Here is a 21706-nt window from a genome sequence, read left to right on the forward strand (position 1 = left end):
GTTTTTCGGTTCCGTTAGAAACCGGTCGCTCACTCAACGTTCTGACGATGATTGTTCATCTTAAAGATGAAAAACCTTCCTCTGATACTTCGTGTGAGACTCTTGATACTTTTGCTTGTTGTCCCAGCCCCGAAAGACTGAAACCGCACTCGCTATCAAGCGCCCACACTTATCGGCTGTTAGTTTTTAAAGAGCACATCGCAAGAGCACTACCACCTCAACTTCCGTCTTGCGTCGCTGCATCAGCAGCAGAGAAACGAGATTATGAACAACGTTTCGGTTCGTGTCAACAAGATTCGAAGCGTTTTCTTATTGACTCAACCTACTGATCCTGCCGACCTAAAGCAAACGGGTCGTGCGGACATCGCACGACCCGTCGACGTAAGTCTTGGTGCCGGCTGCAGGACTCGAACCCGCCACCTGATGATTACAAATCAACTGCTCTACCAGATGAGCTAAGCCGGCGAAGAGCGAGATTCTACTTCATTTAACGACTTTGAGGTGAGACCTCGCAGGTGATTTCGAAGCGTCGTCGTCGTCCGTGGCTGCCTGCGGCTCATCCTTCGGCGCGGACTCCGCACGCTCACCAGCGGGCTCCTCGATCTGCCGCGTCTCACGCTCAGGCGATCGCGCCCCGACGGGAGCACTCGCCAGTTCCGAGCCGGAATGCGTCTGCTCGACCGGGAATGCCATCCCCTGGCCGTTTTCGCGCGCGTAGATGGCGAGCACGTTCGCGACCTGCACCTCGATCTTGTGCGACTTGCCGGAAAACCGCGCGCTGAACTCGATCCACTCGTTGCCCATCTGCAGCTGGCTCGTCGCCTCGAAACTGATGTTCAACACGATCTCGTCGTTGCGTACGAACTGACGCGGCACGCGCGTGGCGGCATCGACCCGCACGGCGATATGGGGCGTGAAACCGTTGTCCGTGCACCACTCGTACAGCGCGCGCAACAAATACGGCTTGGTGGAAATCTCTTGCATCAACTTTCCTCTGCCGGAATGCGGCCGCGCGAAACCGCGCTGCCGCGTCCCAACGCACTCAAACTATCGACGCATCACCTTTTCGGAAGGCGTCAGCGCTTCAATATAAGCCGGGCGGCTGAAAATCCGCTCGGCGTACTTCATCAACGGTGCAGCGTTCTTCGAGAGTTCGATGCCGTAGTGATCCAGACGCCACAGCAGCGGAGCGATCGCGACGTCGAGCATCGAGAACTCTTCGCCCAGCATGTACTTGTTCTTTAGGAAGATCGGGGCGAGTTGCGTGAGGCGATCGCGGATCGCGCCGCGCGCTTTCTCGTGATTCTTCTCGGCGGCCTTGCCCTTCTCGTTCTCCAGCGTGCCGACGTGAACGAACAGTTCCTTCTCGAAGTTCAGCAGGAACAGGCGCGCGCGGGCGCGCTGCACCGGATCTGCCGGCATGAGTTGCGGGTGCGGGAAACGCTCGTCGATATATTCGTTGATGATATTCGACTCGTACAGGATCAGGTCGCGCTCGACGAGGATCGGCACCTGCCCGTAGGGGTTCATCACCGCGATGTCTTCCGGCTTGTTGAACAGGTCAACGTCGCGAATCTCGAAGTCCATGCCCTTTTCAAACAACACCAGCCGGCAGCGCTGGGAGAAGGGGCAAGTAGTGCCGGAATACAGAACCATCATGTTTTTAAAGTTCCTTCAGTAAACTCGAAGGGCCGGCCGCGGCGTTTTCTCAAGGAAAACGTCGTCGCGCCGACCCACGCCGTCGAAGGCGCGCTATTTGATATCTTTCCAGTATGCCGCGTTCAGGCGCCACGCGAGGAAACTCAGGAGCGCCAGGAACAGCAGAACCCAGACACCGAGCCGCTTGCGCGTCTGCTGCGCGGGTTCCGCCATCCACGACATGTACGAAACGAGATCGGCCACAGTTGAATCATAATCCACGGATGACATGGCACCAGGCGTAACCTGAGTGTAACCGACGAATCTTCTTACCTTTTCGCCGGTCTTTTCGTCCGCATCGGTCTCGAATTTCGCATCGCGAATGCCCTGAAGCGTCCAGAGCACGTGCGGCATGCCGACATTCTCATAGACGCGGTTGTTCCAGCCGGTCGGCCGCGTCGGATCGCGATAGAAACTCCGCAAGTACGTATAGAGCCAGTCGTTGCCGCGCGCCCGCGCCTCGACCGACAGATCCGGCGGCGACGCGCCGAACCACGCTTTCGCGTCTTCCGGGCGCATCGCGATGGACATCGTGTTGCCAACCTTGTCCGTCGAAAAGAGCAGATTCTCCTGAATCTGCTTCTGACTGATGCCGAGATCGGTCAGCCGGTTGTACCGCATCAGGTTCGCGCTGTGGCAGTTCAGGCAGTAGTTTACAAAAACTTGGGCGCCATGCTGCAAAGACGCCAAATTGTCCGAACTGTCAGGTGCGCGATCGAGCACCGCTTCTTCCTGCGCAAACGCCGGCGCCGCACCGAACGCGAGCAGCGCCGCGCCGATCATCGCTATTGTAGAGAGCCATTTTTTCATCGTATTTGTCTCCGGACGTGCGCTCAGTGAGGTTTGTAGTGCACTCGCTCAGGCGGCGTCTTGAATCTGCCGCGCGGCGTCCAGAAAGGCATCCCGAGGAAGAACGCGAAGTAGATCAGCGCGCAGATCTGCGCGATCAGCGTCGCGGCTGGCGATGGCGGTCGTGTGCCGAGGAAACCGAGCATCAGGAACGCGAAGATGAAGATCGCGTAAAAGACCTTGTGGAAGAGCGGCCGATAGCGGATCGATTTCACCGGACTGCGGTCAAGCCACGGCAGGAAGAACAATGACACGACCGCCGTGCCCATCACGACCACGCCCCAGAACTTCGATTCCGTCAGCGCCATGAAAATCAGCACGAGGGCCGCGAGCACCGGCAGGCCGAGCCGCCACTTGCCGCGCCCCTTCACCAGTGCGAGCACGCCGAGCAGCGCGATCACGATCATCAGCACGATCTTGAACGGATCGGTCGTCGCGCGAAGCATCGCGTAGAACGCGGTGAAATACCACACGGGCGCGATCTCCGGCGGCGTCTGCAGCGGGTTGGCCGGCACGAAGTTATTGGCTTCGAGGAAGTAGCCGCCCATTTCCGGCGCGAAGAAGATGATCGCGGCGAAGATCAGCAGGAACACGCACACGCCCATGAAGTCGTGCACCGAGTAGTACGGGTGAAACGGAATGCCGTCGAGCGGAATACCGTCCGGGCCCTTCTTCGCCTTGATCTCGATGCCGTCCGGATTGTTCGAGCCCACTTCGTGCAGCGCGACCAGATGCGCGACCACGAGCCCGATCAGCACAAGCGGAATCGCGATCACGTGGAACGCGAAGAAGCGGTTCAGCGTGACATCCGACACGACGTAATCGCCGCGAATCCACAGCGACAGATCCGGGCCGATAAACGGAATCGCCGAGAACAGATTCACGATCACCTGCGCGCCCCAGAACGACATCTGCCCCCACGGAAGCAGATAACCGAAGAACGCTTCGGCCATGAGGCAGAGAAAGATTGCGCACCCGAAGATCCAGACAAGTTCGCGCGGCTTGCGATACGACCCGTACATCAGCCCGCGGAACATATGCAGATACACGACGACGAAGAACATCGACGCGCCCGTCGAGTGCATGTAGCGAATGAGCCAGCCCCACGGCACCTCGCGCATGATGTACTCGACCGATGCGAACGCGAGCGTCGCGTCAGGCTTGTAGTTCATCGTCAGGAAAATGCCGGTGACGATCTGATTCACCAGCACCAGCAGCGCGAGCGAGCCGAAGAAGTACCAGAAGTTGAAGTTCTTCGGCGCGTAGTACTCGGATACGTGCTTCTTCCAGGTCGAGGTCATCGGAAACCGGCGGTCGATCCAGCCGGTCAAGCTTGTTGCCTCCACTTCCTTGTCTGCGGTCGCCATTTACGCCTCTCCCTTTTCGTCCTTGCCGATCACGAGTTGCGTCGCGGAAGTGAACATGAACGGCGGAATGTCCAGGTTCTGCGGCGCGGGCTTGTTCTTGAAGACGCGGCCGGCCATGTCATAGGTCGAACCGTGGCACGGGCAAAGGAAGCCGCCCGGCCAGTTATCGGGGAGATTGGGTTGCGCACCCTCCTGGAAGCGCGGCGTCGGCGTGCAGCCCAGATGGGTGCACACGGCGACCGCTACGAAAATGTTCTTGTGATCGGCGCGCGAGCGGAACTCGTTGTTGCAGTACTCCGGCAACGGCATCGAAAATTCCATCTTCGACTTCGGGTCGGCCACTTCGTTGTCGGCCTTCTTGACGTCGGCCAGCATTTCGTCGGTGCGATTGACGATCCACACCGGCTTGCCGCGCCAGGCGACGGTCATCATTTCGCCTGGCTTGAGTCCGCTGATATCGACCTCGACAGGCGCGCCCGCCGCCTTGGCCTTCTCCGATGGAGCAAACGAACCTACAAAAGGAACCACGGTTGCCACAGCTCCGAAACCACCTGCTGCGGTCGTCGCAATCAGCCAGGAACGGCGGCCGCCGTCGACGCGTTTCTCATCCTTGTCTCGCATCACACGCCCCACTTCTGAGTTGGATTTATACCGTCACATCAGTTGTTCGCCGTTAGTGTGCGCGAATGGAGTTAGCATTTACAAGGGCTGACTAGCAAAAATCACTCGAAGTGATTGATGCTTCAGGGTTTTCCCCACGTTTTTCGCGCAATCTGGTGAAGCTTCATTCAGGCAGCTGCAAGGGCCAATAATGGGCACGCCGGCTTAACAACGTATTAAACCGGATTATCGATGTCGATAAAAAGATGTTCGATATCGAATTGCTCGGACAGATGCGCGCCGACGGCCTGCACGCCATAACGCTCCGTCGCGTGATGGCCGGCCGCGATGTACGCCACGCCCGATTCCGCGGCGATGTGCATCGTCTGTTCCGAGACCTCACCGCTCAGATATACGTCCGCGCGTGCCGCGATCGCGTCTTCGAAGTACCCCTGCGCGCCGCCCGTGCACCACGCCACGCGACGCAACTCCTTGTCGGTATCGCCGAACACCAGGGGCTTTCTGCCGAGCGCGTTCTCGACCATCGCGCTGAAGTGCTCGAGCGAAAGCGGCATCGCGAGCGTCGCGACCCAGCCGAGATCCTGATCGGCGAAACGGCTGTCGGCGATCAGCCCGAGTCGTGCGCCGATCTGTGCATTGTTGCCCAGCTCCGGGTGCGAATCGAGCGGAAGATGGTAGGCGAAGAGATTGATGTCGTTGGCGATCAGCGTGCGCAGCCGCCGGTGCTTGCGCCCCGTGATCTGCGGCGCCTCGTTGCGCCAGAAGTAGCCGTGATGCACGAGCACGGTGTCCGCGCCCCACTCCAGCGCGGCCTCGAGGAACGCCTGCGAGGCCGTTACGCCGGTCGCGATCTTCTGCACGCGGCGCGCGCCTTCAACCTGCAGACCGTTCGGGCAATAGTCCTTGAAGCGGCCGATTTCCAGCAGATTGTTCAGATACAATTCGAGTTCGATCCGATCCATGAAATCCTCTATCCCTTCAAATGCTTAGACGCTTCTGGCTATTTTTTGCCCAAGCGGTCACCGTGCTTTTGGCCCTGATGTTCATCATCGCGACCTTGAAACCGCAGTGGCTTCAACGTCAGGGTCAATTCGGCAAGCAGCTTGCCGAGCCGATCGTCGCGTTGCAGGAAGTGGCGCCGAGCATCGGCTCGCGCCCGGTTCAGTCGTCCTACTCGGAAGGCGCGCAAAAGGCGATGCCGGCCGTCGTGAACGTCTTCTCCAGCAAGGACGGCAATCTGCCGCCCGACCCGCGTGCGAAAGACCCGCTGTTCCGCTATTTCTTCGGTAACAAGAACAAACGCAAGAGCGACGAGCCGCCTGCATCGAATCTCGGCTCCGGCGTCATCGTCAGCTCGGAAGGTTACATTCTAACGAACCAGCATGTCGTCGACGGGGCGGATCAAATCGAAGTTGCGCTCGCCGATGGTCGCACGTCCAGCGCGAAAGTGATCGGCGTCGATCCGGAAACCGACCTCGCCGTGCTCAAGATCAACATGACCAATCTGCCGAGCATCACGCTCGGCCGCATGGATCAGACGCGCGTCGGCGATGTCGTGCTCGCGATCGGCAATCCGTTCGGCGTAGGCCAGACGGTCACAATGGGCATCGTGAGCGCGCTCGGGCGCAATCACCTCGGCATCAACACGTTCGAGAACTTCATCCAGACTGACGCGGCCATCAATCCCGGCAACTCAGGCGGTGCGCTGGTGGACGTGAACGGCAATCTGCTCGGCATCAACACGGCGATCTATTCGCGCAGCGGCGGCTCGCTCGGCATCGGCTTCGCGATTCCCGTGTCGACCGCGCGCAGCGTGCTCGAAAGCATCATCACGACGGGCACGGTCACGCGCGGCTGGATCGGCGTGGAGCCTCAGGATGTCACGCCGGAGATCGCCGAATCGTTCGGGCTGGATCAGAAATCCGGCGCGATCGTCGCGGGCGTGCTGCAAGGCGGCCCGGCTGACAAGGCGGGCATCAAGCCCGGCGACATCCTCGTTTCCATCAACGACGACACGATCACCGACACCACGCGCCTGCTCAACGTCGTCGCGCAGATCAAGCCGGGCACGTCGGTGAAGGTTCACCTGATGCGCAAGAACAAGGAGCTGGACGTCAACGTGATGATCGGCAAGCGTCCCGCGCAACCACGCGCGCCGCAGATGCCGGATGAAGATCAGGGCGATCAGGGTGACCAGGGCGACGAATAAAACGCCGCGTCCCTCAAAGCAAAAAGGCAGCTTCGATCACTCGAAGCTGCCTTTTTTGTTTCCACGACGCCGACTCCCGCCGCGACAATACGCCGCACTTACTCTGCCGCCGGCTCCTCGTTCTTGACCTGTTCCTTGCCGACTACCAGCCGCGCCGCGATGATGCCCGCCTCGTAAAGAATGATGAGCGGAATCGCGAGAATCAGCTGCGAGAAAACGTCAGGCGGCGTGACGACCGCCGAGATGACAAACGCGCCGACGATCACGTACGGACGGATTTGCTTGAGTTTCTGGATCGATACGACGCCCATGCGCGCGAGAAGCACGACGACGATCGGAACTTCGAATGTCACCCCGAACGCGATGAACATCGTCAGCACGAAGCTCAGGTAATTGTCGATATCCGTCGTCATTTCCGCGCCCAGCGGCGCGTTGTAGTGCGCCATCACGCGGAAAATCGTCGGGAACACGACGAAGTACGCGAACGCCATGCCGCACAGAAAAAGCGAGTAGCTGCTGAATACGAGTGGCCCGATGAGCTTCTTCTCATGCTGATACAAACCCGGCGCGACAAAGGCCCAGACCTGATACAGCACGATCGGCAGCGCGATCACGAAGGCGACAAGCATCGTCACCTTCATCGGCACGAAGAACGAACCGGTGACATCGGTGACGATCATCTTGCCGTCGGCTGGCAGGTTCTGCATCAGCGGACGGGCGAGCAGCTTGAAGATGTCCGGCGCCCAGTACACCAGCGCGATGAATACGACGATGACCGAAGCGCCCGCGCGAATGATGCGATCGCGCAATTCGACCAGATGCGAAATGAACGTCTCTTCGACGGGCTCTTCTTTAATGTGTTGCGGGTCGCTCACGCCGGCCCTCGGTAGAAATCATCGATGAAGGAATCGCGGCTCGCTCAGAAGAACTTCGTCTGCCGGCGCAGGGTGGCGGGCGTATGACGAGCGACGCGCGCCGCGCCCGATTGGACCCGCGTGCGACGCGAAGTCGTGCGCTTGTACCAGTTGGGAATCGCGGCCTGCTTCACGCGCCAGTTCTTGCGCCTGGTCGACGTCGATGAAGACGTGCTTGCCCAGGGCTTGTCCGACGCGGCGCTGTCCGACGATTCGCCCGCGCTGCCCGCAATGCTCGGTGCGACCGACGTGCCCTCTTTCCATGCATCGTTCAGTTCGGATTCATGGCGACGCAGCGTGTCGTGAATCGTCGATTCGACATTCGACGCCGCGGTTTCGAACTCGGTGCGCATTTTCTTCAGCTCATCGAGTTCCATCTCGCGCGCGACTTCCGATTTGACGTCGTTGATATAGCGCTGCGCGCGCCCGAACAGCGCCCCCGCCGTGCGAGCGACGCCGGGCAAGCGCTCCGGCCCGAGGACCACCAGCGCCACGACGCCGATGACCGCCATTTTGGTCAGACCGAGATCGAGCATTGAACGAAAAGTGGAGGGTTACCGTCGGCGGACGGATTAGCGATAGTCGCCCGAACGGGACTTGTCCTTCGCCTCGACGTCCACGGCGCCGTTACGCGGCAGCTCGCGCTGATCGGTCGAATTTGCCGGCGTCTCGCCTTCGCGCATGCCTTCCTTGAAACCCTTCACCGCGCCGCCCAGATCGCCGCCGATATTGCGCAGTTTCTTCGTGCCGAACACGAGCGCCACGATCAGCAGAACGATCAACCAATGCCAAATGCTTAACGAACCCATGAATGAAAACTCTCCGTGATTCCGCCTCGAATTGGGTACCGAGGACGGAAGACTGGCCTTGCGACCTTAGCCGAGGCTGTCCGCCTCAACTTCAACTATCGATTTTGCTCGCCCAATATTTCATTGGAAAGGAGAAAGCGAACTTAGATTGCCGCATTACCCCATTCGGCGCCACGGGCGCTCGCCGGCCAACAAATGCGCGTGGATGTGATACACCTCCTGCCCGCCGCCCGGCCCAGTATTAATTACCGTGCGAAAACCGGTGTCGCCTCCCGTGTAAGAGACACCCAGATCTTTCGCCAAACGTCCGACGAGACTCACCATTCTACCAAGCAGCGGACTGTCACTTTCTGTGCAGTGGGAAAGTGTTTCAATATGCTTGCGCGGGATCACCAGCACATGCACCGGCGCCGCCGGATTGATGTCGTTGAAGGCGACAAACTCTTCATCTTCATAGACCTTCGTGCTCGGCAGTTGACCAGTGGCGATCTTGCAAAAAATGCAGTTGTCTTGACTCATGTATGTCCCGTGTCTCCCTGCTGGCCCGTGCGATCAAAGCAGAATCAGAACCACGCACGCGGTTCGATCGTCTTGTTCTCGTAGAGATACAACCAGCCTTTGATGATGCGATAAAGCGTCCAGATGCTAACCGCGGCCAGAATCAGGAAGCCGATGCCGATCCAGATCGTCGCGAAACCAATCAGGTGACCCAGCACCGCCCACCAGAACGTGCGGATCTGCCAGGTGAAGTGATCCTCATACGGCGTTCCGGCGGCATCGCTTCGCTTGATGTAGTTGAGGATGATGGCGACCAGCCCCGTGAGCCCGCCGGTCAGCCAATAGAAGGCATACAACGCATACAGAACGTGCGTGAACGTGCGAATGTTGCGCAGACGCTCAGGGTCATCCGAGTTCTGAACGACAGGCGGCGGATAGGGTTCGTACTGCCGGTTCATGCTTGCCCTCCTTCGCTCGAAAGCGAGATGCTCTTCAGCTGCCGCTTTGCTCGCGCTCGCGCGACTTGCGCAGCGCCTTCTCCTCGATCCCCGACAAACCTTCGCGACGTTCCAGTTCGGCGACCACATCGGCGGGGCTCAGGTCGAAATGCGACAACATCACGAGACAATGAAACCACAAATCGGCGACTTCGCTGACGAGCGCTTTCGGCGCGCCGCCATGACGCGCGTCCTTGGCGGCGAGCACGACTTCCGTCGCTTCCTCGCCGATCTTCTTCAGGACCGCATCGTCACCCTTGTGAAAGAGTCGGGAAACGTAGGATTGTTCCGGATCGCCGCCCTTGCGACTGTCGATGACGGCGGCGAGGCGCAGCAGCGTGTCCAGCGTATTGGCTTGCGTCATTTGTAAATGCTTTCTGGGTCTTTCAGGATCGGCTCGACGGCGACCCACTCGCCGCTTTCCGCCGTGCCTTCGAATTTCTGGAAAAAACAGGAATGGCGGCCGGTGTGGCACGCGATGCCCGACACCTGCTCGACCTTGAGAAGCACGACGTCTTCGTCGCAATCGAGGCGCACGTCGTGGACGTGCTGCACATGACCCGATTCCTCGCCCTTGAACCACAGGCGCTGACGCGAGCGCGAGAAGTACACCGCGCGCTTCAGTTCGATGGTCTTCGCGAGCGCCTCGCGATTCATCCACGCGAACATCAGCACGTCGTTGGTCGAAGCTTCCTGCGCGATCACCGGCACGAGGCCGTTCGCGTCCCACTTCACCTTGTCGAGCCAGGTCATTTGATCGCTCACCGCTTACGTCCTCACCGAGATACCGTGATCCGCCATGAAGCGCTTCGCCTCGCCGACCGTGTGCTCGCCGTAGTGAAAGATGCTCGCGGCAAGCACCGCGTCCGCATGACCTTCGACGATGCCGTCCGCGAGATGCTGCAACGTTCCGACGCCGCCCGAGGCGATCACCGGCACCGGCACCGCGTCCGATACGGCGCGCGTCAACGCGAGATCGAAGCCGGCCTTGGTGCCGTCGCGATCCATGCTGGTCAGAAGAATTTCGCCCGCGCCGTACTCGGCCATCTTGCGCGCCCACTCGATCGCGTCGATGCCCGTCGCCTTGCGGCCGCCGTGCGTGAACACTTCCCAGCGCGGCGTGTCGCCCTCGGCCGACACGCGCTTGGCGTCGATCGCGACGACGATGCACTGCGAACCGTGCTTGTCCGACGCGTCGCGCACGAGCTGCGGATTCGCGACCGCCGACGAATTCATGCTGATCTTGTCCGCGCCCGCGTTGAGCAGACGCCGCACGTCCTCGACCGCGCGCACGCCGCCGCCGACGGTCAGCGGAATGAACACCTGCGACGCCACCGACTCGATGATCGGCAGAATCAGATCGCGCTGGTCGGACGTTGCGGTGATGTCGAGAAACGTGAGTTCGTCGGCGCCTTGATCGTCGTAACGACGCGCGATTTCGACGGGATCGCCCGCATCGCGCAGTTCGACGAAATTGACGCCCTTGACGACGCGACCGGCGGTCACGTCCAGACAGGGAATGATGCGTTTTGCGAGAGCCATGTTCTTGCCACTTACGAAGTAAGGGCGGCGTCGCGGCCGCCCGGTGTGCTGCTCAGATGTGCTCGCGCTCAGGCGTCTTCAGGCGCCGTCGGCTTCGCGCAGCGCGTCGGCGCGCGTTTGGGCCGCCTTGAAATCGAGATCGCCGGAATAGATCGCGCGACCGCAGATCACGCCTTCGATGCCCTCGCTCTCGACCTCGCAAAGCGATTCGATATCCGCGATGCTCGACAGCCCGCCGCTCGCGATCACCGGAATCTTCACCGCCTGCGCGAGGCGCACGGTCGCGTCGATGTTGATGCCCTGGAGCATCCCGTCTCGCCCGATATCCGTGTAAATGATAGATTCGCAGCCGTAGTCCTCGAACTTGCGGCCGAGATCGACGACCTCGTGGCCCGTGAGCTTGCTCCAGCCGTCCGTGGCGACCTTGCCGTCCTTCGCGTCCAGCCCGACGATGATGTGCCCCCCGAACGCGCTGCACGCGTCCTGCAGAAAGCCCGGATTCTTCACCGCCGCCGTGCCGATGATGATGTACGACAGGCCGTCGTCCAGATAACGCTCGATGGTCTCCAGATGGCGAATGCCGCCGCCCAGTTGCACGGGAATCTCGCTGCCGACCTCGTCGAGGATCGCGCGGATCGCGTCGCCGTTTCTCGGCTTGCCGGCGAACGCGCCGTTCAGATCGACCAGATGCAGCCGACGGGCGCCGCGATCGACCCAATGTCGGGCCATCGCTGCAGGATCTTCTGAAAAAATGGTCGCCTGGTCCATATCGCCTTGTTTGAGGCGCACGCACTGACCGTCCTTAAGATCGATGGCCGGAATGAGCAGCATAGGTATCGCGTATTTTCTGGGTAGAGTTGATCAAAACGGCGCACGTGCGGTCTTTCGTGCCTGCGCCGCGAGCCGTCTCGCTAGTGTAGTACAAGTCTTGCAACGGTCATGGGCCCGTAGTAATAGGCGAAAACGCTAGCGCGCGAGCCTTTTTACGGGTTCCAGTGAACGAAATTCCGGTACAGGCGCAAACCGGCATCCGCGCTCTTTTCCGGATGGAATTGGGTCGCGAAGATATTGTCGCGCGCAACCGCCGACGTAAATGCGCTGCCGTACATGGTTTCGCCGGACGTGTGAGCCGGATTGTCCGGCACCACGTAGTAGCTGTGCACGAAGTAAAAGAACGCGCCGTCCGCGACGCCGTCCCAGATCGGGTGCGCCTGCGTCTGACGAACGCGGTTCCAGCCCATCTGCGGCACCTTGAAGCGCGAGCCGTCGTCCTGCAACAGGCCGTCGAGCTGGAAGCGCACGACCTTGCCGGGCAAGAGGCCGAGGCCCTTCGTATCGCCTTCCTCGCTCCAGTCGAAGAGCATTTGCTCGCCGACGCACACGCCGAGCATGGGCTTTTCCCGCGCCGCCTGCATCACCGCTTCCTGCAGGCCGGATTCGGCCAGATGCGCCATGCAGTCGCGCATCGCGCCCTGTCCCGGCAGCACGACCCGATCCGCCGCGTGGATGCCTTGCGGCTGATCGACGATCGCCACGTTCGCTTCGGGTGCAGCCTTTTTCAGCGCCTGGTAGACCGAGCGCAGGTTGCCCATTCCGTAATCAACAATCGCAATCGAAGTATTCATTTCAAAGATGGCATCAAGGCCTTCAACCCGTTGACGATGAATTCCACCGCCAATGCGGACAACATCAAACCCATGAGACGCGTGCCAATGTTGATTCCCGTGCGCCCGACCCAGCGCGCGATCGGCTCGGCGAGATTCAGTGCGCCGAAACACAGCCCCGCGATGATCGCGCCCAGCACGACGAGCCCGAAGCGGTCGTACCAGTGCTGCGCATTGGCAGCATAGACGATCACCGTGCTGATCGAACCCGGGCCGGTGAGCAGCGGTATCGCGAGCGGCACCACCGCGACGTTGTTGCGTTCCTCGGCTTCCATGCGTTCTTCGGCCGTCGAGCGCGCGTTGCCCACCTGCGCGTTCAACATGCTGATCGCCATGAGCAACATGATGATGCCGCCGCCCACTTCGAACGACCCGACCGAAATGCCGAAGAACGCGATGATCTGCTGCCCGAGCAGCGCCGTCACCGCGATCACGCAAAACACGGAAATCGACGCGACGCGAATCGTGTTGCGCTTTTCGATGTCGGATTGCTGCGCGGTCAGGCTCAGGAAAAACGGTATCGCGCCGACCGGATTGATCAGCGCGAGCAACGATATGAACGACTTGAACAGATCCATCTTGTTGTCGACGCGCGCGCCGAATCAGCGTGAGTCGATCAGAGACTGCCCTTGGTCGACGGAATCTGCCCCGCCGCGCGTTCGTCCATTTCGACGGCCATGCGCAGCGCGCGGCCGAACGCCTTGAACACGGTCTCGACCTGATGATGCGCATTGATGCCGCGCAGGTTGTCGATATGCAGCGTGACGCCCGCGTGATTCACGAAGCCGCGGAAGAATTCGATGGTGAGGTCGACATCGAACGTGCCGATGCGCGCGCGCGTGAACGGCACGTGGAATTCGAGACCCGGACGGCCGGAAAAATCGATCACGACGCGCGACAGCGCCTCGTCGAGCGGCACGTACGAATGACCGTAGCGGCGAATGCCCTTGCGATCGCCGATGGCCTTCGCGACCGCCTGCCCCAACGTGATGCCGGTGTCTTCGACAGTATGGTGATCGTCGATGTGGAGGTCGCCATGCGCTTCGATGTCGAGATCGATGAGCCCGTGACGGGCGATCTGGTCGAGCATGTGATCGAGGAACGGGACGCCGGTGGCGAGCTTTTGCTTGCCGGTGCCGTCCAGATCGAGCTTCACACGGATCTGCGTTTCGCTGGTGTTGCGAACGACTTCCGCAATGCGCATGGTGATTCCTTGAGACTTTCGAAAGTGGGGTTCAGTTCGGTGCGAGCTTTTTCAGCGCCGCGACCATGTGTGCGTTTTCTTCGGCCGTCCCGACCGTCAAACGCACGCAATTGGTCAGCAATGGGTGCATTTTACCCACGTTTTTTATCAAAACCCGTGAAGTCAGAAGGGTTTCGAAAGCAACGGCGGCGTCCGGCACGCGCACGAGCAGGAAATTGCCCGCGCTCGGATAGACCGTCATGCCGGGCAGCGCGGCGACTTCCCGCACGAGCGCGGCGCGTTGCGCGCGCAGATCGGCGGCCTGGGCGTCGAGCACGTCGAGGTGATCGAGCAGGAAATCGGCGGTCGCCTGCGTCAGCACGTTGATGTTGTACGGCGGGCGCACCTTGTCGAACTGCGTGATCCACGAAGGACGGCCCGCCATGTAACCGAGGCGGATGCCCGCGAGCCCGAGCTTCGAGACGGTCCGCATCACGACGACGTTATCGAACTCCGCCGCGCGCGGCATCCAGCTCTTCCCGGCGAACGGCTGATACGCCTCGTCGATCACGACGAGACTCTTCTTCGACGCGACGATCACGCGCTCCATGTCGGCGTCGTCGTAGAGCGTGCCGGTCGGGTTGTTCGGATACGCGAGATACACGAGCGCGGGCTCGTTTTCCTCGATGGCGGCGATCAGCGCGTCGGCGTCGAGCGTGAAGTCGGGCTTGAGCGGCACGCCGATGAACTCCAGATGCGCGAACTTCGCCGACATTTCGTACATCACGAAGCCCGGCACAGGCGCGACGACCTTCGCGCCCGGCTTTGAACACGCGACCGACATCATGCTGATCAGTTCGTCCGAGCCGTTGCCGAGCAGCACGTCGCATGCGTCGGGCACCTTCATCGTGCGCTTGATCTTCGCGAGCAAATCCACGGGGCGCGGAGCCGGATAGCGATTCAGCGCGACGCCCGCGAGATGCGCGCCCAGACGTTCGGCGAGATCGGCGGGCAGGCTGTAGGGATTTTCCATCGCGTCGAGCTTGATCAGGCCCGTGGCGTCGGGCACGGGATAGCTCGTCATCGCGAGGATGTCGGGACGAATGATGTCTTGTGCTGTGGTCATGTTTTCCCGGCGTGTCTCTCGCCGGTCAGGCGGCGGCTCTCAGGCCGCCTCGTTCATTCGGGCCGGCTCGATGTCAGCCGACGTTTTTCATCCGATATTCCGCACTGCGCGCATGCGCCTGCAGGCCTTCGCCGTACGCCAGTTCCGCCGCGATTTCCCCCAGCGTCTGGGCGCCGTCCGCGCTCACTTCGATCACGCTCGAACGCTTCATGAAATCGTACACGCCGAGCGGCGACGAGAAGCGCGCGGTGCGCGACGTCGGCAGCACGTGGTTCGGACCGGCGCAGTAGTCGCCGAGACTTTCGCTCGTGTAGCGGCCGAGGAACATCGCGCCGGCATTGTGAATCTGCGCGGCCCACTGATGCGGATCGAGCGCGGAAATTTCGAGGTGCTCCGGCGCGATGTCGTTCGCGATCGCGCACGCTTCGGCCATGTCCTTCACCTTGATGAGCGCGCCGCGATCTTCGAGCGAACGCTGAATGACGTCACGGCGCGGCATCGACGGAAGCAGTTCGACGATCGCATCCTCGACGCGCTGGATGAAGTTGTCGTCCGGGCACAGCAGGATGGATTGCGCGAGTTCGTCGTGCTCGGCTTGCGAGAAGAGGTCCATCGCGACCCAGCGGGGATCGGTGGTGGCGTCGCAGATGACAAGAATCTCGGACGGCCCCGCGATCATGTCGATGCCAACGGTTCCGAACACGCGACGCTTCGCCGATGCGACATACGCGTTGCCCGGACCGCAGATCTTGTCCACCGCGGGCACGCTTTGAGTGCCGTACGCGAGCGCGCCGATCGCCTGCGCGCCGCCGATCGTGAACACACGATCCACGCCGCCGAGCAGCGCCGCCGCGAGCACGAGCGGATTTTTCACGCCGTCGGGCGTCGGCACGACCATCACGATTTCCTTCACGCCCGCGACGCGCGCCGGAATCGCGTTCATCAGCACCGACGACGGATACGCCGCCTTGCCGCCCGGAACATAGATGCCCGCGCGATCGAGCGGCATGACTTTCTGGCCGAGCACGGTGCCGTCGGCTTCGGTGTATTGCCAGCTATGGCTGCCGCACTCGATGCGCTGCTTCTCGTGATAGCCGCGCACGCGCGCTGCCGCCGCCTCCAGCGCCGCGCGGCGCTTCGGCTCGAGACCCTCGAGCGCGGCTTCCATTTCGGACAGCGGCAATTCGAGCGCCGCGACGCTGTCCGCCTTGAGACGATCGAACTTGTTGGTGTATTCGAGCACGGCCTGATCGCCGCGCGCCTTCACATCCGCGAGAATCTGCGCGACCGAGCGCTCGATTGCCTCATCCTCGCTCGCTTCGAATGCGAGAACCGCACGCAACGCCTTGTGAAAACCATCGGTGCGTGAATCGAGTTTGCGAATCTTGATAGACATGCTGGTTTTCCGTTTTGCTGGTGGCGCGCCGCGGCGTGCGGCTCGCCTAATTTCCTATTGCGGCCGTGGCGCGCTCGAACGCGTCGAGGTACGGCTTGAGCGCCGCGCGCTTCAGCTTGAGCGCCGCCTGGTTCACGACGAGGCGCGATGAAATCTGCATGATCTCTTCGACTTCGACGAGATTGTTCGCTCGCAGCGTGCCGCCCGAGCTGACCAGATCGACGATCGCATCCGCGAGCCCGACGAGCGGCGCGAGTTCCATCGAACCGTACAGCTTGATCAGATCGACGTGGACGCCCTTCGCCGCGAAATGCTGACGCGCGGTTTCGGTGTACTTCGTCGCGACGCGCAGACGCGCGCCCTGGCGCACCGCGCTCGCGTAATCGAAGCCCGCCTTCACGGCCACCGACATCCGGCAGCGCGCGATGTCCAGATCGATCGGCTGATACAGGCCGCTGCCGCCGTGCTCGATCAGCACGTCCTTGCCTGCGACGCCAAAGTCCGCCGCGCCGTATTCGACGTAGGTCGGCACATCGGTCGCGCGCACGATGATCACGCGCAGGTTCGGGTTCGTGGTCGGCAGGATCAGCTTGCGCGAGCTCTCCGGATCTTCGGCCACCTGCACGCCGGCGGCGGCGAGCAACGGCAGCGTTTCCTCGAAGATACGCCCTTTGGACAGCGCGAGCGTGAGGGGCGCGCTCGGCTCCACCGACGACGACGTCTGCGGCAGCGAGCTCATTGCTCGCTCCCGCTGCCCTTGATGCGGCGCACGTTCGCACCGACCGCCGTCAGCTTCGATTCCATGCGGTCGTAGCCGCGATCCAGATGGTAGATGCGGTCGATCAGCGTTTCGCCGTCCGCGCACATCGCCGCGATCACGAGACTCGCGGACGCGCGCAGATCGGTTGCCATGACCTTTGCGCCGGAAAGCTTCTCGACGCCGCTGATGAGCGCCGTGTTGCCGTCGATCGTGATGTGCGCGCCGAGACGGTTCAATTCCTGCACGTGCATGAAGCGGTTCTCGAAGATCGTCTCGACCACTTGCGACGTGCCGTTCGCGATCGTGTTGAGCGCCATGAACTGCGCCTGCATATCGGTCGGGAACGCGGGATATTCGGACGTGCGGATATTCACCGCACCGGCGCGCTTGTCCATGCGCACGCGCATCCAGTCGTCGCCTTCCTCGATGCTGACGCCGGCTTCGCGCAGCTTGGCCGTGACAGCGTCGAGCAGATGCGAGCTCACGCGACGCAGCGTGACATCGCCGCCTGCGGCCGCGACCGCGCACAGGAACGTGCCGGCCTCGATGCGATCCGGCACGACGTCATGCTTTGCGCCGTGCAGCTTCTCGACGCCCTGAATCACCAGACGATCGGTGCCGATGCCGTCGATCTTCGCGCCCATCTTCACGAGCAGATGCGCGAGATCGCTCACTTCGGGTTCGCGCGCGGCGTTCTCGATGACCGTCTCGCCTTCGGCCAGCACCGCCGCCATCAGCAGGTTTTCGGTGCCGGTGACGGTGATCATGTCGGTGATGATGCGCGCGCCCTTCAGACGCTTCGCGCGCGCTTCGATGAAGCCGTGCTCGATATTGATCTCGGCGCCCATCGCCTGCAGGCCCTTGATGTGCTGATCGACCGGACGCGCGCCGATCGCGCAACCGCCGGGCAGCGACACCTTCGCCTCGCCGAAGCGCGCGACGAGCGGCCCGAGCACGAGAATCGACGCGCGCATCGTCTTGACCATTTCGTACGGCGCGATCAGCTTGTCGACCTTCGATGCATTGAGGCTCACGCGGCCATCGCCGGACACTTCGGACTGCACGCCCATCTGGCGCAGCAGCTTGACCATCGTGCGCACGTCCTGAAGATTCGGCACGTTCGACAGATGGACGTCGTCGGCGGTGAGAAGACTTGCGCAAAGAATGGGCAAAGCCGCGTTCTTCGCGCCCGATACGGTGATTTCGCCAGAGAGCTTCGCGCCCCCCGTGATGACCAATTTATCCATTGCGTGTCCTTCGACCGAGCTTCCTGCTGCGGAGCCGTTTTCGGCGCCGCGGTTATCTTGAATGAATCGCACTCTTACTGCCTTTGTCTGCCGGTGATGCCGGTGTTACGTGAATTGAGTCGTGTGACCTGATTGGCTTCGCCGGGTGGACTCAGGCCGATTTCCACTCGTCGGGGGTGAGGGTCTTCATGCTCAGCGCATGAATCTCCTCGCGCATGCGCTCGCCGAGCGCCGCATAAACCAGTTGATGACGCGCGATCAGCCGCTTGCCGACGAACGCATCGCTCACGATGGTCGCGAAAAAGTGCTGGCCGTCGCCTTCCACTTCGAGATGCTGGCAGGACAAGCCGCCAGCGATGTAGTCCTTCACTTGCTCCGGAGTCGGCAACATGGAAGTCTCCTTGAATTAGTGACGCAGCTTGTAGCCGCTCGCGAGCAAACGCACGGCGATCAGCGCCAGCACGGCCAGGAATCCGCCGACGATGCCGAGACTCACCAGCGGATTCACGTCGGACAGGCCGAAGAAGCCGTAACGAAAGCCGTCGATCATGTAGAAGAACGGATTCAGATGCGACACCGCGCGCCACAGGGGCGGCAGCGTATGTGTCGAGTAGAACACGCCGGAAAGAAACGTGAGCGGCATGATCAGGAAGTTCTGGAACGCGGCCAGCTGATCGAACTTGTCGGCCCAGATGCCCGCGATCAGACCCAGCGTGCCGAGAATGCCCGAACCGAGGATCGCGAACGCAATGATGTAGAACGGCGCGGAAAAAGACATCGGGATGAACCATATCGTCACGATGAACACGCCGAAGCCCACGCACAGCCCGCGCACGACCGACGCCAGCACGTACGCAAAGAACATTTCCCAATGCGCGATCGGCGGCAGCAGCACGAATACGAGATTGCCGGTGATCTTCGACTGGATCAGCGACGACGAACTGTTCGCGAACGCGTTCTGCAGCACGCTCATCATCACGAGGCCGGGCACGAGGAAGCTCGTGTAGCCGACGCCCGGATACACCTGCACGTGTCCCGACAACGCGTGACCGAAGATGGTCAGATACAGCAGCGCCGTGACGACCGGCGCGAGCACGGTCTGAAACGAAACCTTCCAGAAGCGCAGCAGCTCCTTGTAGAACAACGTCTGGAAACCGCTCATGAAAGCCCCTCGACCACTTCCGGCTCGTTCATCACCTGCACGAACACGTCTTCCAGATCGGCCTTGCGCACGTCGATTTCATCGAACGTGCAGCCTGCCGCGCGGCATTTCGCGAGAATCGGCTCGACGTCGTCGTAGCTCGCGAGGCGCAGCAAATGCTGCGCGCCCGACACCGCGTGCGGATCGACTTCGAGCGCGCGCAAGTCGGCGGGCAACGCACCGTTCGACAGGCGCAGATACAACTGCATGCCCGAGAAACGCTGCAGCAGCGTGCTCGTGCGCTCGAGCGCGACGACTTCACCGCGACGAAGCATCGCGAGCCGATGGCACAGCGATTCGGCTTCTTCGAGATAGTGCGTCGTCAGCACGATCGTGTGACCTTCGCGATTCAGACGCGAGATGAACTTCCAGAGCGTCTGACGCAATTCGACATCGACGCCGGCGGTGGGCTCATCGAGCACGATCACGGGCGGACGATGCACCAGCGCCTGCGCGACGAGCACGCGGCGCTTCATCCCGCCCGACAGCGCGCGCGTGTTGACGTCGGCTTTTTCGGTGAGATCGAGATTGGCCATGACCTCGTCGATCCAGTCGTCGTTGTTGCGCAAGCCGAAGTAGCCCGACTGGATACGGAGCGACTCGCGCACGGTGAAGAACGGATCGAACACGAGTTCCTGCGGCACGACGCCGAGTGCGCGCCGCGCCGCCCGGAAGTCGCTGACGACATCGTGGCCGCGCACGGAGATCGTGCCGCTATCGGCGCGCGCCAGGCCGGCCAGAATACTGATCAACGTGGTTTTGCCCGCGCCGTTGGGGCCGAGCAAGCCGAAGAACTCGCCCTCTTCCACCGTGAGGCTCACGCCTTTAAGCGCCTGGAGATCCTTGTAGCGCTTCCTGACGTTTCGGATTTCTATGGCTGACATGTAGACAGTGCGCGCGCCGCGCACGGCCGCGCCTCAAATGTGCGGATTTTTTCGCTTGACGGACCCGGGCTCGGACCAAAAAGGGCCGGGTTGAGGCCCGAAAAAAACGTTTGATTATAGGGCAAAGCGGCTGGAGCCGACTTCGGAGCGATCCTGATTGCGGCAGCGAAGCGCGCTGCCGCGTTCTGCACGGGGTGTCAGAACAGGATCAATGTCGGAACGAGAGAAGCGTATCGACGCCGTAGGCTCGCGCGAGACTGACGAGCCCGGAAGGAAGATTGACGACGCCCAGTGCGGCGCCGCGCGCGGACGCGGCGCGCTGCCATGCGAGCAACACGGCGAGCGCGGAGGAGTCGAACTGCGTGAGCGGCGCGCAATCGACTTCGGTCGCGCCTGCTGCGATGCGCGACAGACCCGAGTCGAGCGCGGCCTTCGCGCTCTCGTGGGTCAGGGTCGCGGCCGTCTGGAAACGGCCGCCCGTGGCTTGCGTGCTCACGATGCCTTGCCGCTCGCGAGTTGCTGGTTACGCTGCGTCAGGAACTGCAGCAGGCCGCCCACGCCATTCTGCGAGATCTGCTCGTTGAACTGCTGTTGATACGCCTGGATCAGCCATGCGCCGAGCACGTTGATGTCGTACACGCGCCAGCCTTGGGCCGTCTTGTACAGGCGATAGTCGAGTTCGACCGGCGAGCCGTTGTTCATTACGACCGAGCGGACCACGACGTCGGTGTCGTCCGGATTCGCGCGGAACGGCTTGTACTGCACCGTCTGATTGCGCACCTGGGCGAGCGCGCCCGAGTACGTACGGATCAGCAACATCTTGAACTGCTCGACGATCTGCTTTTGCTGCTCCGGCGTCGCCGAATTCCAGTTGCGGCCCATCACGAGGCGCGTCGTGCGCGTGAAATCCGTGTACGGCAGGATCTTCTGATTGACGAGCTCGGTGATCTTTGCGATATCGCCCGACTGAATCTTCGGGTCGGACTTGATTTCGTCGAGGACCTGTTGCGTCACCGTCTTGATCAGCACGTCGGGCGAACTCGAATCGACGCTCTGCGCCGACGCCGCGCCGCAAAGCGCCATGAACATCGCGAAGATGGGAAGAAGGAGAAGTTTTTTCATCACAGACCCTGCAAAAGTAGAGGCTTCGGTTTGAGCGCGCCGCCTGAATCGAGTTCAGGCGGTGCAGCATCCAAAGCGTAAGAAATGTCGTTAGATATGTTACCGCGCGTTAGCGAAAA

The 21706-nt window shown here is 61.5% G+C and carries 29 protein-coding genes and 1 tRNA gene; 2 read left to right on the plus strand and 28 right to left on the minus strand.

Features of this window, described 5'->3' with window-relative positions; translation table 11 throughout:
- Positions 1–329, plus strand: a 329-nt coding sequence (locus IAG25_RS41255; RefSeq protein WP_222946819.1) for a hypothetical protein, incomplete at its 5' end; no start/stop codon positions are given.
- Positions 330–389: 60 nt separating this feature from the next.
- Here IAG25_RS41255 and IAG25_RS36920 read toward each other — a convergent pair.
- The 7 genes from IAG25_RS36920 to IAG25_RS36950 form a co-directional block, all read right to left on the minus strand.
- Positions 390–465: transfer RNA gene (locus tag IAG25_RS36920), tRNA-Thr, on the minus strand.
- 18 nt (positions 466–483) lie between these two features.
- A complete protein-coding gene (locus IAG25_RS36925; RefSeq protein ID WP_187609282.1) occupies positions 484–984 on the minus strand; it encodes a ClpXP protease specificity-enhancing factor in 501 nt (166 codons plus the stop codon).
- Positions 985–1047: 63 nt separating this feature from the next.
- Positions 1048–1659, minus strand: a complete 612-nt coding sequence (locus IAG25_RS36930; protein WP_014192402.1) for a glutathione S-transferase N-terminal domain-containing protein — start codon at positions 1657–1659, stop codon at positions 1048–1050.
- A 93-nt stretch (positions 1660–1752) separates the two neighbouring features.
- Positions 1753–2508, minus strand: coding sequence for a cytochrome c1 (locus IAG25_RS36935; protein WP_187609283.1), 756 nt, complete (start codon positions 2506–2508; stop codon positions 1753–1755).
- 23 nt (positions 2509–2531) lie between these two features.
- Entirely contained in the window at positions 2532–3914 is a 1383-nt protein-coding gene (locus tag IAG25_RS36940; protein WP_187609284.1) for a cytochrome b, read from the minus strand.
- Complete coding sequence (gene petA, locus IAG25_RS36945) at positions 3915–4535, minus strand: ubiquinol-cytochrome c reductase iron-sulfur subunit (protein ID WP_035506601.1); 621 nt, start codon at positions 4533–4535, stop codon at positions 3915–3917.
- A gap of 215 nt (positions 4536–4750) precedes the next feature.
- Positions 4751–5497, minus strand: a complete 747-nt coding sequence (locus IAG25_RS36950) for a Nif3-like dinuclear metal center hexameric protein (RefSeq protein ID WP_187609285.1) — start codon at positions 5495–5497, stop codon at positions 4751–4753.
- Positions 5498–5517: 20 nt separating this feature from the next.
- Between IAG25_RS36950 and IAG25_RS36955 the strand changes: the two genes are divergently transcribed.
- Positions 5518–6744, plus strand: coding sequence for a S1C family serine protease (locus IAG25_RS36955; protein WP_187609286.1), 1227 nt, complete (start codon positions 5518–5520; stop codon positions 6742–6744).
- Positions 6745–6842: 98 nt separating this feature from the next.
- Here IAG25_RS36955 and tatC read toward each other — a convergent pair whose 3' ends face one another.
- From tatC to IAG25_RS37060, 21 genes are all read right to left on the minus strand, one after another.
- A complete protein-coding gene (gene tatC, locus IAG25_RS36960; protein ID WP_187609287.1) occupies positions 6843–7619 on the minus strand; it encodes a twin-arginine translocase subunit TatC in 777 nt (258 codons plus the stop codon).
- A 44-nt stretch (positions 7620–7663) separates the two neighbouring features.
- Positions 7664–8194, minus strand: coding sequence for a Sec-independent protein translocase protein TatB (gene tatB / locus IAG25_RS36965; protein ID WP_187609288.1), 531 nt, complete (start codon positions 8192–8194; stop codon positions 7664–7666).
- A 36-nt stretch (positions 8195–8230) separates the two neighbouring features.
- Positions 8231–8467, minus strand: coding sequence for a Sec-independent protein translocase subunit TatA (tatA, locus tag IAG25_RS36970; protein ID WP_035506614.1), 237 nt, complete (start codon positions 8465–8467; stop codon positions 8231–8233).
- A 156-nt stretch (positions 8468–8623) separates the two neighbouring features.
- Positions 8624–8986 carry a histidine triad nucleotide-binding protein gene (locus IAG25_RS36975; RefSeq protein ID WP_035506769.1) on the minus strand — a complete coding sequence of 121 codons (363 nt, stop codon included), beginning with the start codon at positions 8984–8986 and terminating at the stop codon, positions 8624–8626.
- A gap of 44 nt (positions 8987–9030) precedes the next feature.
- Positions 9031–9423 (minus strand): DUF4870 family protein, encoded by a 393-nt coding sequence (locus IAG25_RS36980; RefSeq protein ID WP_187609289.1) that lies wholly within the window; start codon positions 9421–9423, stop codon positions 9031–9033.
- A gap of 34 nt (positions 9424–9457) precedes the next feature.
- Positions 9458–9826 (minus strand): phosphoribosyl-ATP diphosphatase, encoded by a 369-nt coding sequence (locus tag IAG25_RS36985; RefSeq protein WP_035506620.1) that lies wholly within the window; start codon positions 9824–9826, stop codon positions 9458–9460.
- Positions 9823–10215, minus strand: a complete 393-nt coding sequence (gene hisI, locus IAG25_RS36990; RefSeq protein WP_187609331.1) for a phosphoribosyl-AMP cyclohydrolase — start codon at positions 10213–10215, stop codon at positions 9823–9825. Before hisI ends, IAG25_RS36985 begins: the two co-directional genes overlap by 4 nt.
- A gap of 15 nt (positions 10216–10230) precedes the next feature.
- Complete coding sequence (gene hisF / locus IAG25_RS36995) at positions 10231–11004, minus strand: imidazole glycerol phosphate synthase subunit HisF (RefSeq protein ID WP_187609290.1); 774 nt, start codon at positions 11002–11004, stop codon at positions 10231–10233.
- 78 nt (positions 11005–11082) lie between these two features.
- Complete coding sequence (hisA, locus tag IAG25_RS37000) at positions 11083–11835, minus strand: 1-(5-phosphoribosyl)-5-[(5-phosphoribosylamino)methylideneamino]imidazole-4-carboxamide isomerase (protein ID WP_035506628.1); 753 nt, start codon at positions 11833–11835, stop codon at positions 11083–11085.
- A 152-nt stretch (positions 11836–11987) separates the two neighbouring features.
- Positions 11988–12629: an imidazole glycerol phosphate synthase subunit HisH gene (gene hisH, locus IAG25_RS37005; protein ID WP_075583928.1), complete on the minus strand. Its 642-nt coding sequence runs from the start codon at positions 12627–12629 to the stop codon at positions 11988–11990.
- Positions 12626–13246 (minus strand): MarC family protein, encoded by a 621-nt coding sequence (locus tag IAG25_RS37010; RefSeq protein ID WP_035506633.1) that lies wholly within the window; start codon positions 13244–13246, stop codon positions 12626–12628. Before IAG25_RS37010 ends, hisH begins: the two co-directional genes overlap by 4 nt.
- 38 nt (positions 13247–13284) lie before the next feature.
- A complete protein-coding gene (gene hisB / locus IAG25_RS37015; protein WP_035506636.1) occupies positions 13285–13872 on the minus strand; it encodes an imidazoleglycerol-phosphate dehydratase HisB in 588 nt (195 codons plus the stop codon).
- Positions 13873–13903: 31 nt separating this feature from the next.
- The gene (gene hisC / locus IAG25_RS37020; protein ID WP_187609291.1) at positions 13904–14977 is read right to left on the minus strand and encodes a histidinol-phosphate transaminase; all 1074 of its coding nucleotides are present in this window, start codon (positions 14975–14977) and stop codon (positions 13904–13906) included.
- Between the two features lie 73 nt (positions 14978–15050).
- Positions 15051–16373, minus strand: coding sequence for a histidinol dehydrogenase (hisD, locus tag IAG25_RS37025; RefSeq protein WP_187609292.1), 1323 nt, complete (start codon positions 16371–16373; stop codon positions 15051–15053).
- Positions 16374–16419: 46 nt separating this feature from the next.
- The gene (gene hisG / locus IAG25_RS37030; RefSeq protein ID WP_187609293.1) at positions 16420–17112 is read right to left on the minus strand and encodes an ATP phosphoribosyltransferase; all 693 of its coding nucleotides are present in this window, start codon (positions 17110–17112) and stop codon (positions 16420–16422) included.
- Positions 17109–18380, minus strand: a complete 1272-nt coding sequence (gene murA / locus IAG25_RS37035) for a UDP-N-acetylglucosamine 1-carboxyvinyltransferase (RefSeq protein ID WP_187609294.1) — start codon at positions 18378–18380, stop codon at positions 17109–17111. Before murA ends, hisG begins: the two co-directional genes overlap by 4 nt.
- Before the next feature lie 151 nt (positions 18381–18531).
- Entirely contained in the window at positions 18532–18771 is a 240-nt protein-coding gene (locus IAG25_RS37040; RefSeq protein ID WP_035506651.1) for a BolA family protein, read from the minus strand.
- A 15-nt stretch (positions 18772–18786) separates the two neighbouring features.
- Positions 18787–19542, minus strand: a complete 756-nt coding sequence (locus IAG25_RS37045) for an ABC transporter permease (RefSeq protein WP_035506654.1) — start codon at positions 19540–19542, stop codon at positions 18787–18789.
- Positions 19539–20465 (minus strand): ABC transporter ATP-binding protein, encoded by a 927-nt coding sequence (locus IAG25_RS37050; RefSeq protein WP_187609295.1) that lies wholly within the window; start codon positions 20463–20465, stop codon positions 19539–19541. The genes IAG25_RS37045 and IAG25_RS37050 overlap by 4 nt, the downstream gene beginning before the upstream one ends.
- A 208-nt stretch (positions 20466–20673) precedes the next feature.
- On the minus strand, positions 20674–20961 hold the full coding sequence (locus tag IAG25_RS37055; RefSeq protein WP_187609296.1) for an STAS domain-containing protein: 288 nt from the start codon (positions 20959–20961) through the stop codon (positions 20674–20676).
- Positions 20958–21587, minus strand: a complete 630-nt coding sequence (locus IAG25_RS37060; protein WP_035506659.1) for an MlaC/ttg2D family ABC transporter substrate-binding protein — start codon at positions 21585–21587, stop codon at positions 20958–20960. The genes IAG25_RS37055 and IAG25_RS37060 overlap by 4 nt, the downstream gene beginning before the upstream one ends.
- Positions 21588–21706: the final 119 nt, after the last annotated feature.

This window comes from Caballeronia sp. EK, from assembly GCF_014384845.1.
In the GTDB taxonomy this organism is placed as follows: Bacteria; Pseudomonadota; Gammaproteobacteria; order Burkholderiales; family Burkholderiaceae; genus Caballeronia; species Caballeronia jiangsuensis.

Bases quoted from the DNA above. Each gene is read 5' to 3' on its own strand.
- IAG25_RS36925 (WP_187609282.1), bottom strand. From the start codon at position 984: ATGCAAGAGATTTCCACCAAGCCGTATTTGTTGCGCGCGCTGTACGAG.
- IAG25_RS36930 (WP_014192402.1), bottom strand. From the start codon at position 1,659: ATGATGGTTCTGTATTCCGGCACTACTTGCCCCTTCTCCCAGCGCTGC.
- IAG25_RS36935 (WP_187609283.1), bottom strand. From the start codon at position 2,508: ATGAAAAAATGGCTCTCTACAATAGCGATGATCGGCGCGGCGCTGCTC.
- IAG25_RS36940 (WP_187609284.1), bottom strand. From the start codon at position 3,914: ATGGCGACCGCAGACAAGGAAGTGGAGGCAACAAGCTTGACCGGCTGG.
- petA (WP_035506601.1), bottom strand. From the start codon at position 4,535: ATGCGAGACAAGGATGAGAAACGCGTCGACGGCGGCCGCCGTTCCTGG.
- IAG25_RS36950 (WP_187609285.1), bottom strand. From the start codon at position 5,497: ATGGATCGGATCGAACTCGAATTGTATCTGAACAATCTGCTGGAAATC.
- IAG25_RS36955 (WP_187609286.1), top strand. From the start codon at position 5,518: ATGCTTAGACGCTTCTGGCTATTTTTTGCCCAAGCGGTCACCGTGCTT.
- tatB (WP_187609288.1), bottom strand. From the start codon at position 8,194: ATGCTCGATCTCGGTCTGACCAAAATGGCGGTCATCGGCGTCGTGGCG.
- tatA (WP_035506614.1), bottom strand. From the start codon at position 8,467: ATGGGTTCGTTAAGCATTTGGCATTGGTTGATCGTTCTGCTGATCGTG.
- IAG25_RS36975 (WP_035506769.1), bottom strand. From the start codon at position 8,986: ATGAGTCAAGACAACTGCATTTTTTGCAAGATCGCCACTGGTCAACTG.
- IAG25_RS36980 (WP_187609289.1), bottom strand. From the start codon at position 9,423: ATGAACCGGCAGTACGAACCCTATCCGCCGCCTGTCGTTCAGAACTCG.
- IAG25_RS36985 (WP_035506620.1), bottom strand. From the start codon at position 9,826: ATGACGCAAGCCAATACGCTGGACACGCTGCTGCGCCTCGCCGCCGTC.
- hisI (WP_187609331.1), bottom strand. From the start codon at position 10,215: ATGACCTGGCTCGACAAGGTGAAGTGGGACGCGAACGGCCTCGTGCCG.
- hisF (WP_187609290.1), bottom strand. From the start codon at position 11,004: ATGGCTCTCGCAAAACGCATCATTCCCTGTCTGGACGTGACCGCCGGT.
- hisA (WP_035506628.1), bottom strand. From the start codon at position 11,835: ATGCTGCTCATTCCGGCCATCGATCTTAAGGACGGTCAGTGCGTGCGC.
- hisH (WP_075583928.1), bottom strand. From the start codon at position 12,629: ATGAATACTTCGATTGCGATTGTTGATTACGGAATGGGCAACCTGCGC.
- IAG25_RS37010 (WP_035506633.1), bottom strand. From the start codon at position 13,246: ATGGATCTGTTCAAGTCGTTCATATCGTTGCTCGCGCTGATCAATCCG.
- hisB (WP_035506636.1), bottom strand. From the start codon at position 13,872: ATGCGCATTGCGGAAGTCGTTCGCAACACCAGCGAAACGCAGATCCGT.
- hisC (WP_187609291.1), bottom strand. From the start codon at position 14,977: ATGACCACAGCACAAGACATCATTCGTCCCGACATCCTCGCGATGACG.
- hisD (WP_187609292.1), bottom strand. From the start codon at position 16,373: ATGTCTATCAAGATTCGCAAACTCGATTCACGCACCGATGGTTTTCAC.
- hisG (WP_187609293.1), bottom strand. From the start codon at position 17,112: ATGAGCTCGCTGCCGCAGACGTCGTCGTCGGTGGAGCCGAGCGCGCCC.
- murA (WP_187609294.1), bottom strand. From the start codon at position 18,380: ATGGATAAATTGGTCATCACGGGGGGCGCGAAGCTCTCTGGCGAAATC.
- IAG25_RS37040 (WP_035506651.1), bottom strand. From the start codon at position 18,771: ATGTTGCCGACTCCGGAGCAAGTGAAGGACTACATCGCTGGCGGCTTG.
- IAG25_RS37045 (WP_035506654.1), bottom strand. From the start codon at position 19,542: ATGAGCGGTTTCCAGACGTTGTTCTACAAGGAGCTGCTGCGCTTCTGG.
- IAG25_RS37050 (WP_187609295.1), bottom strand. From the start codon at position 20,465: ATGTCAGCCATAGAAATCCGAAACGTCAGGAAGCGCTACAAGGATCTC.
- IAG25_RS37060 (WP_035506659.1), bottom strand. From the start codon at position 21,587: ATGAAAAAACTTCTCCTTCTTCCCATCTTCGCGATGTTCATGGCGCTT.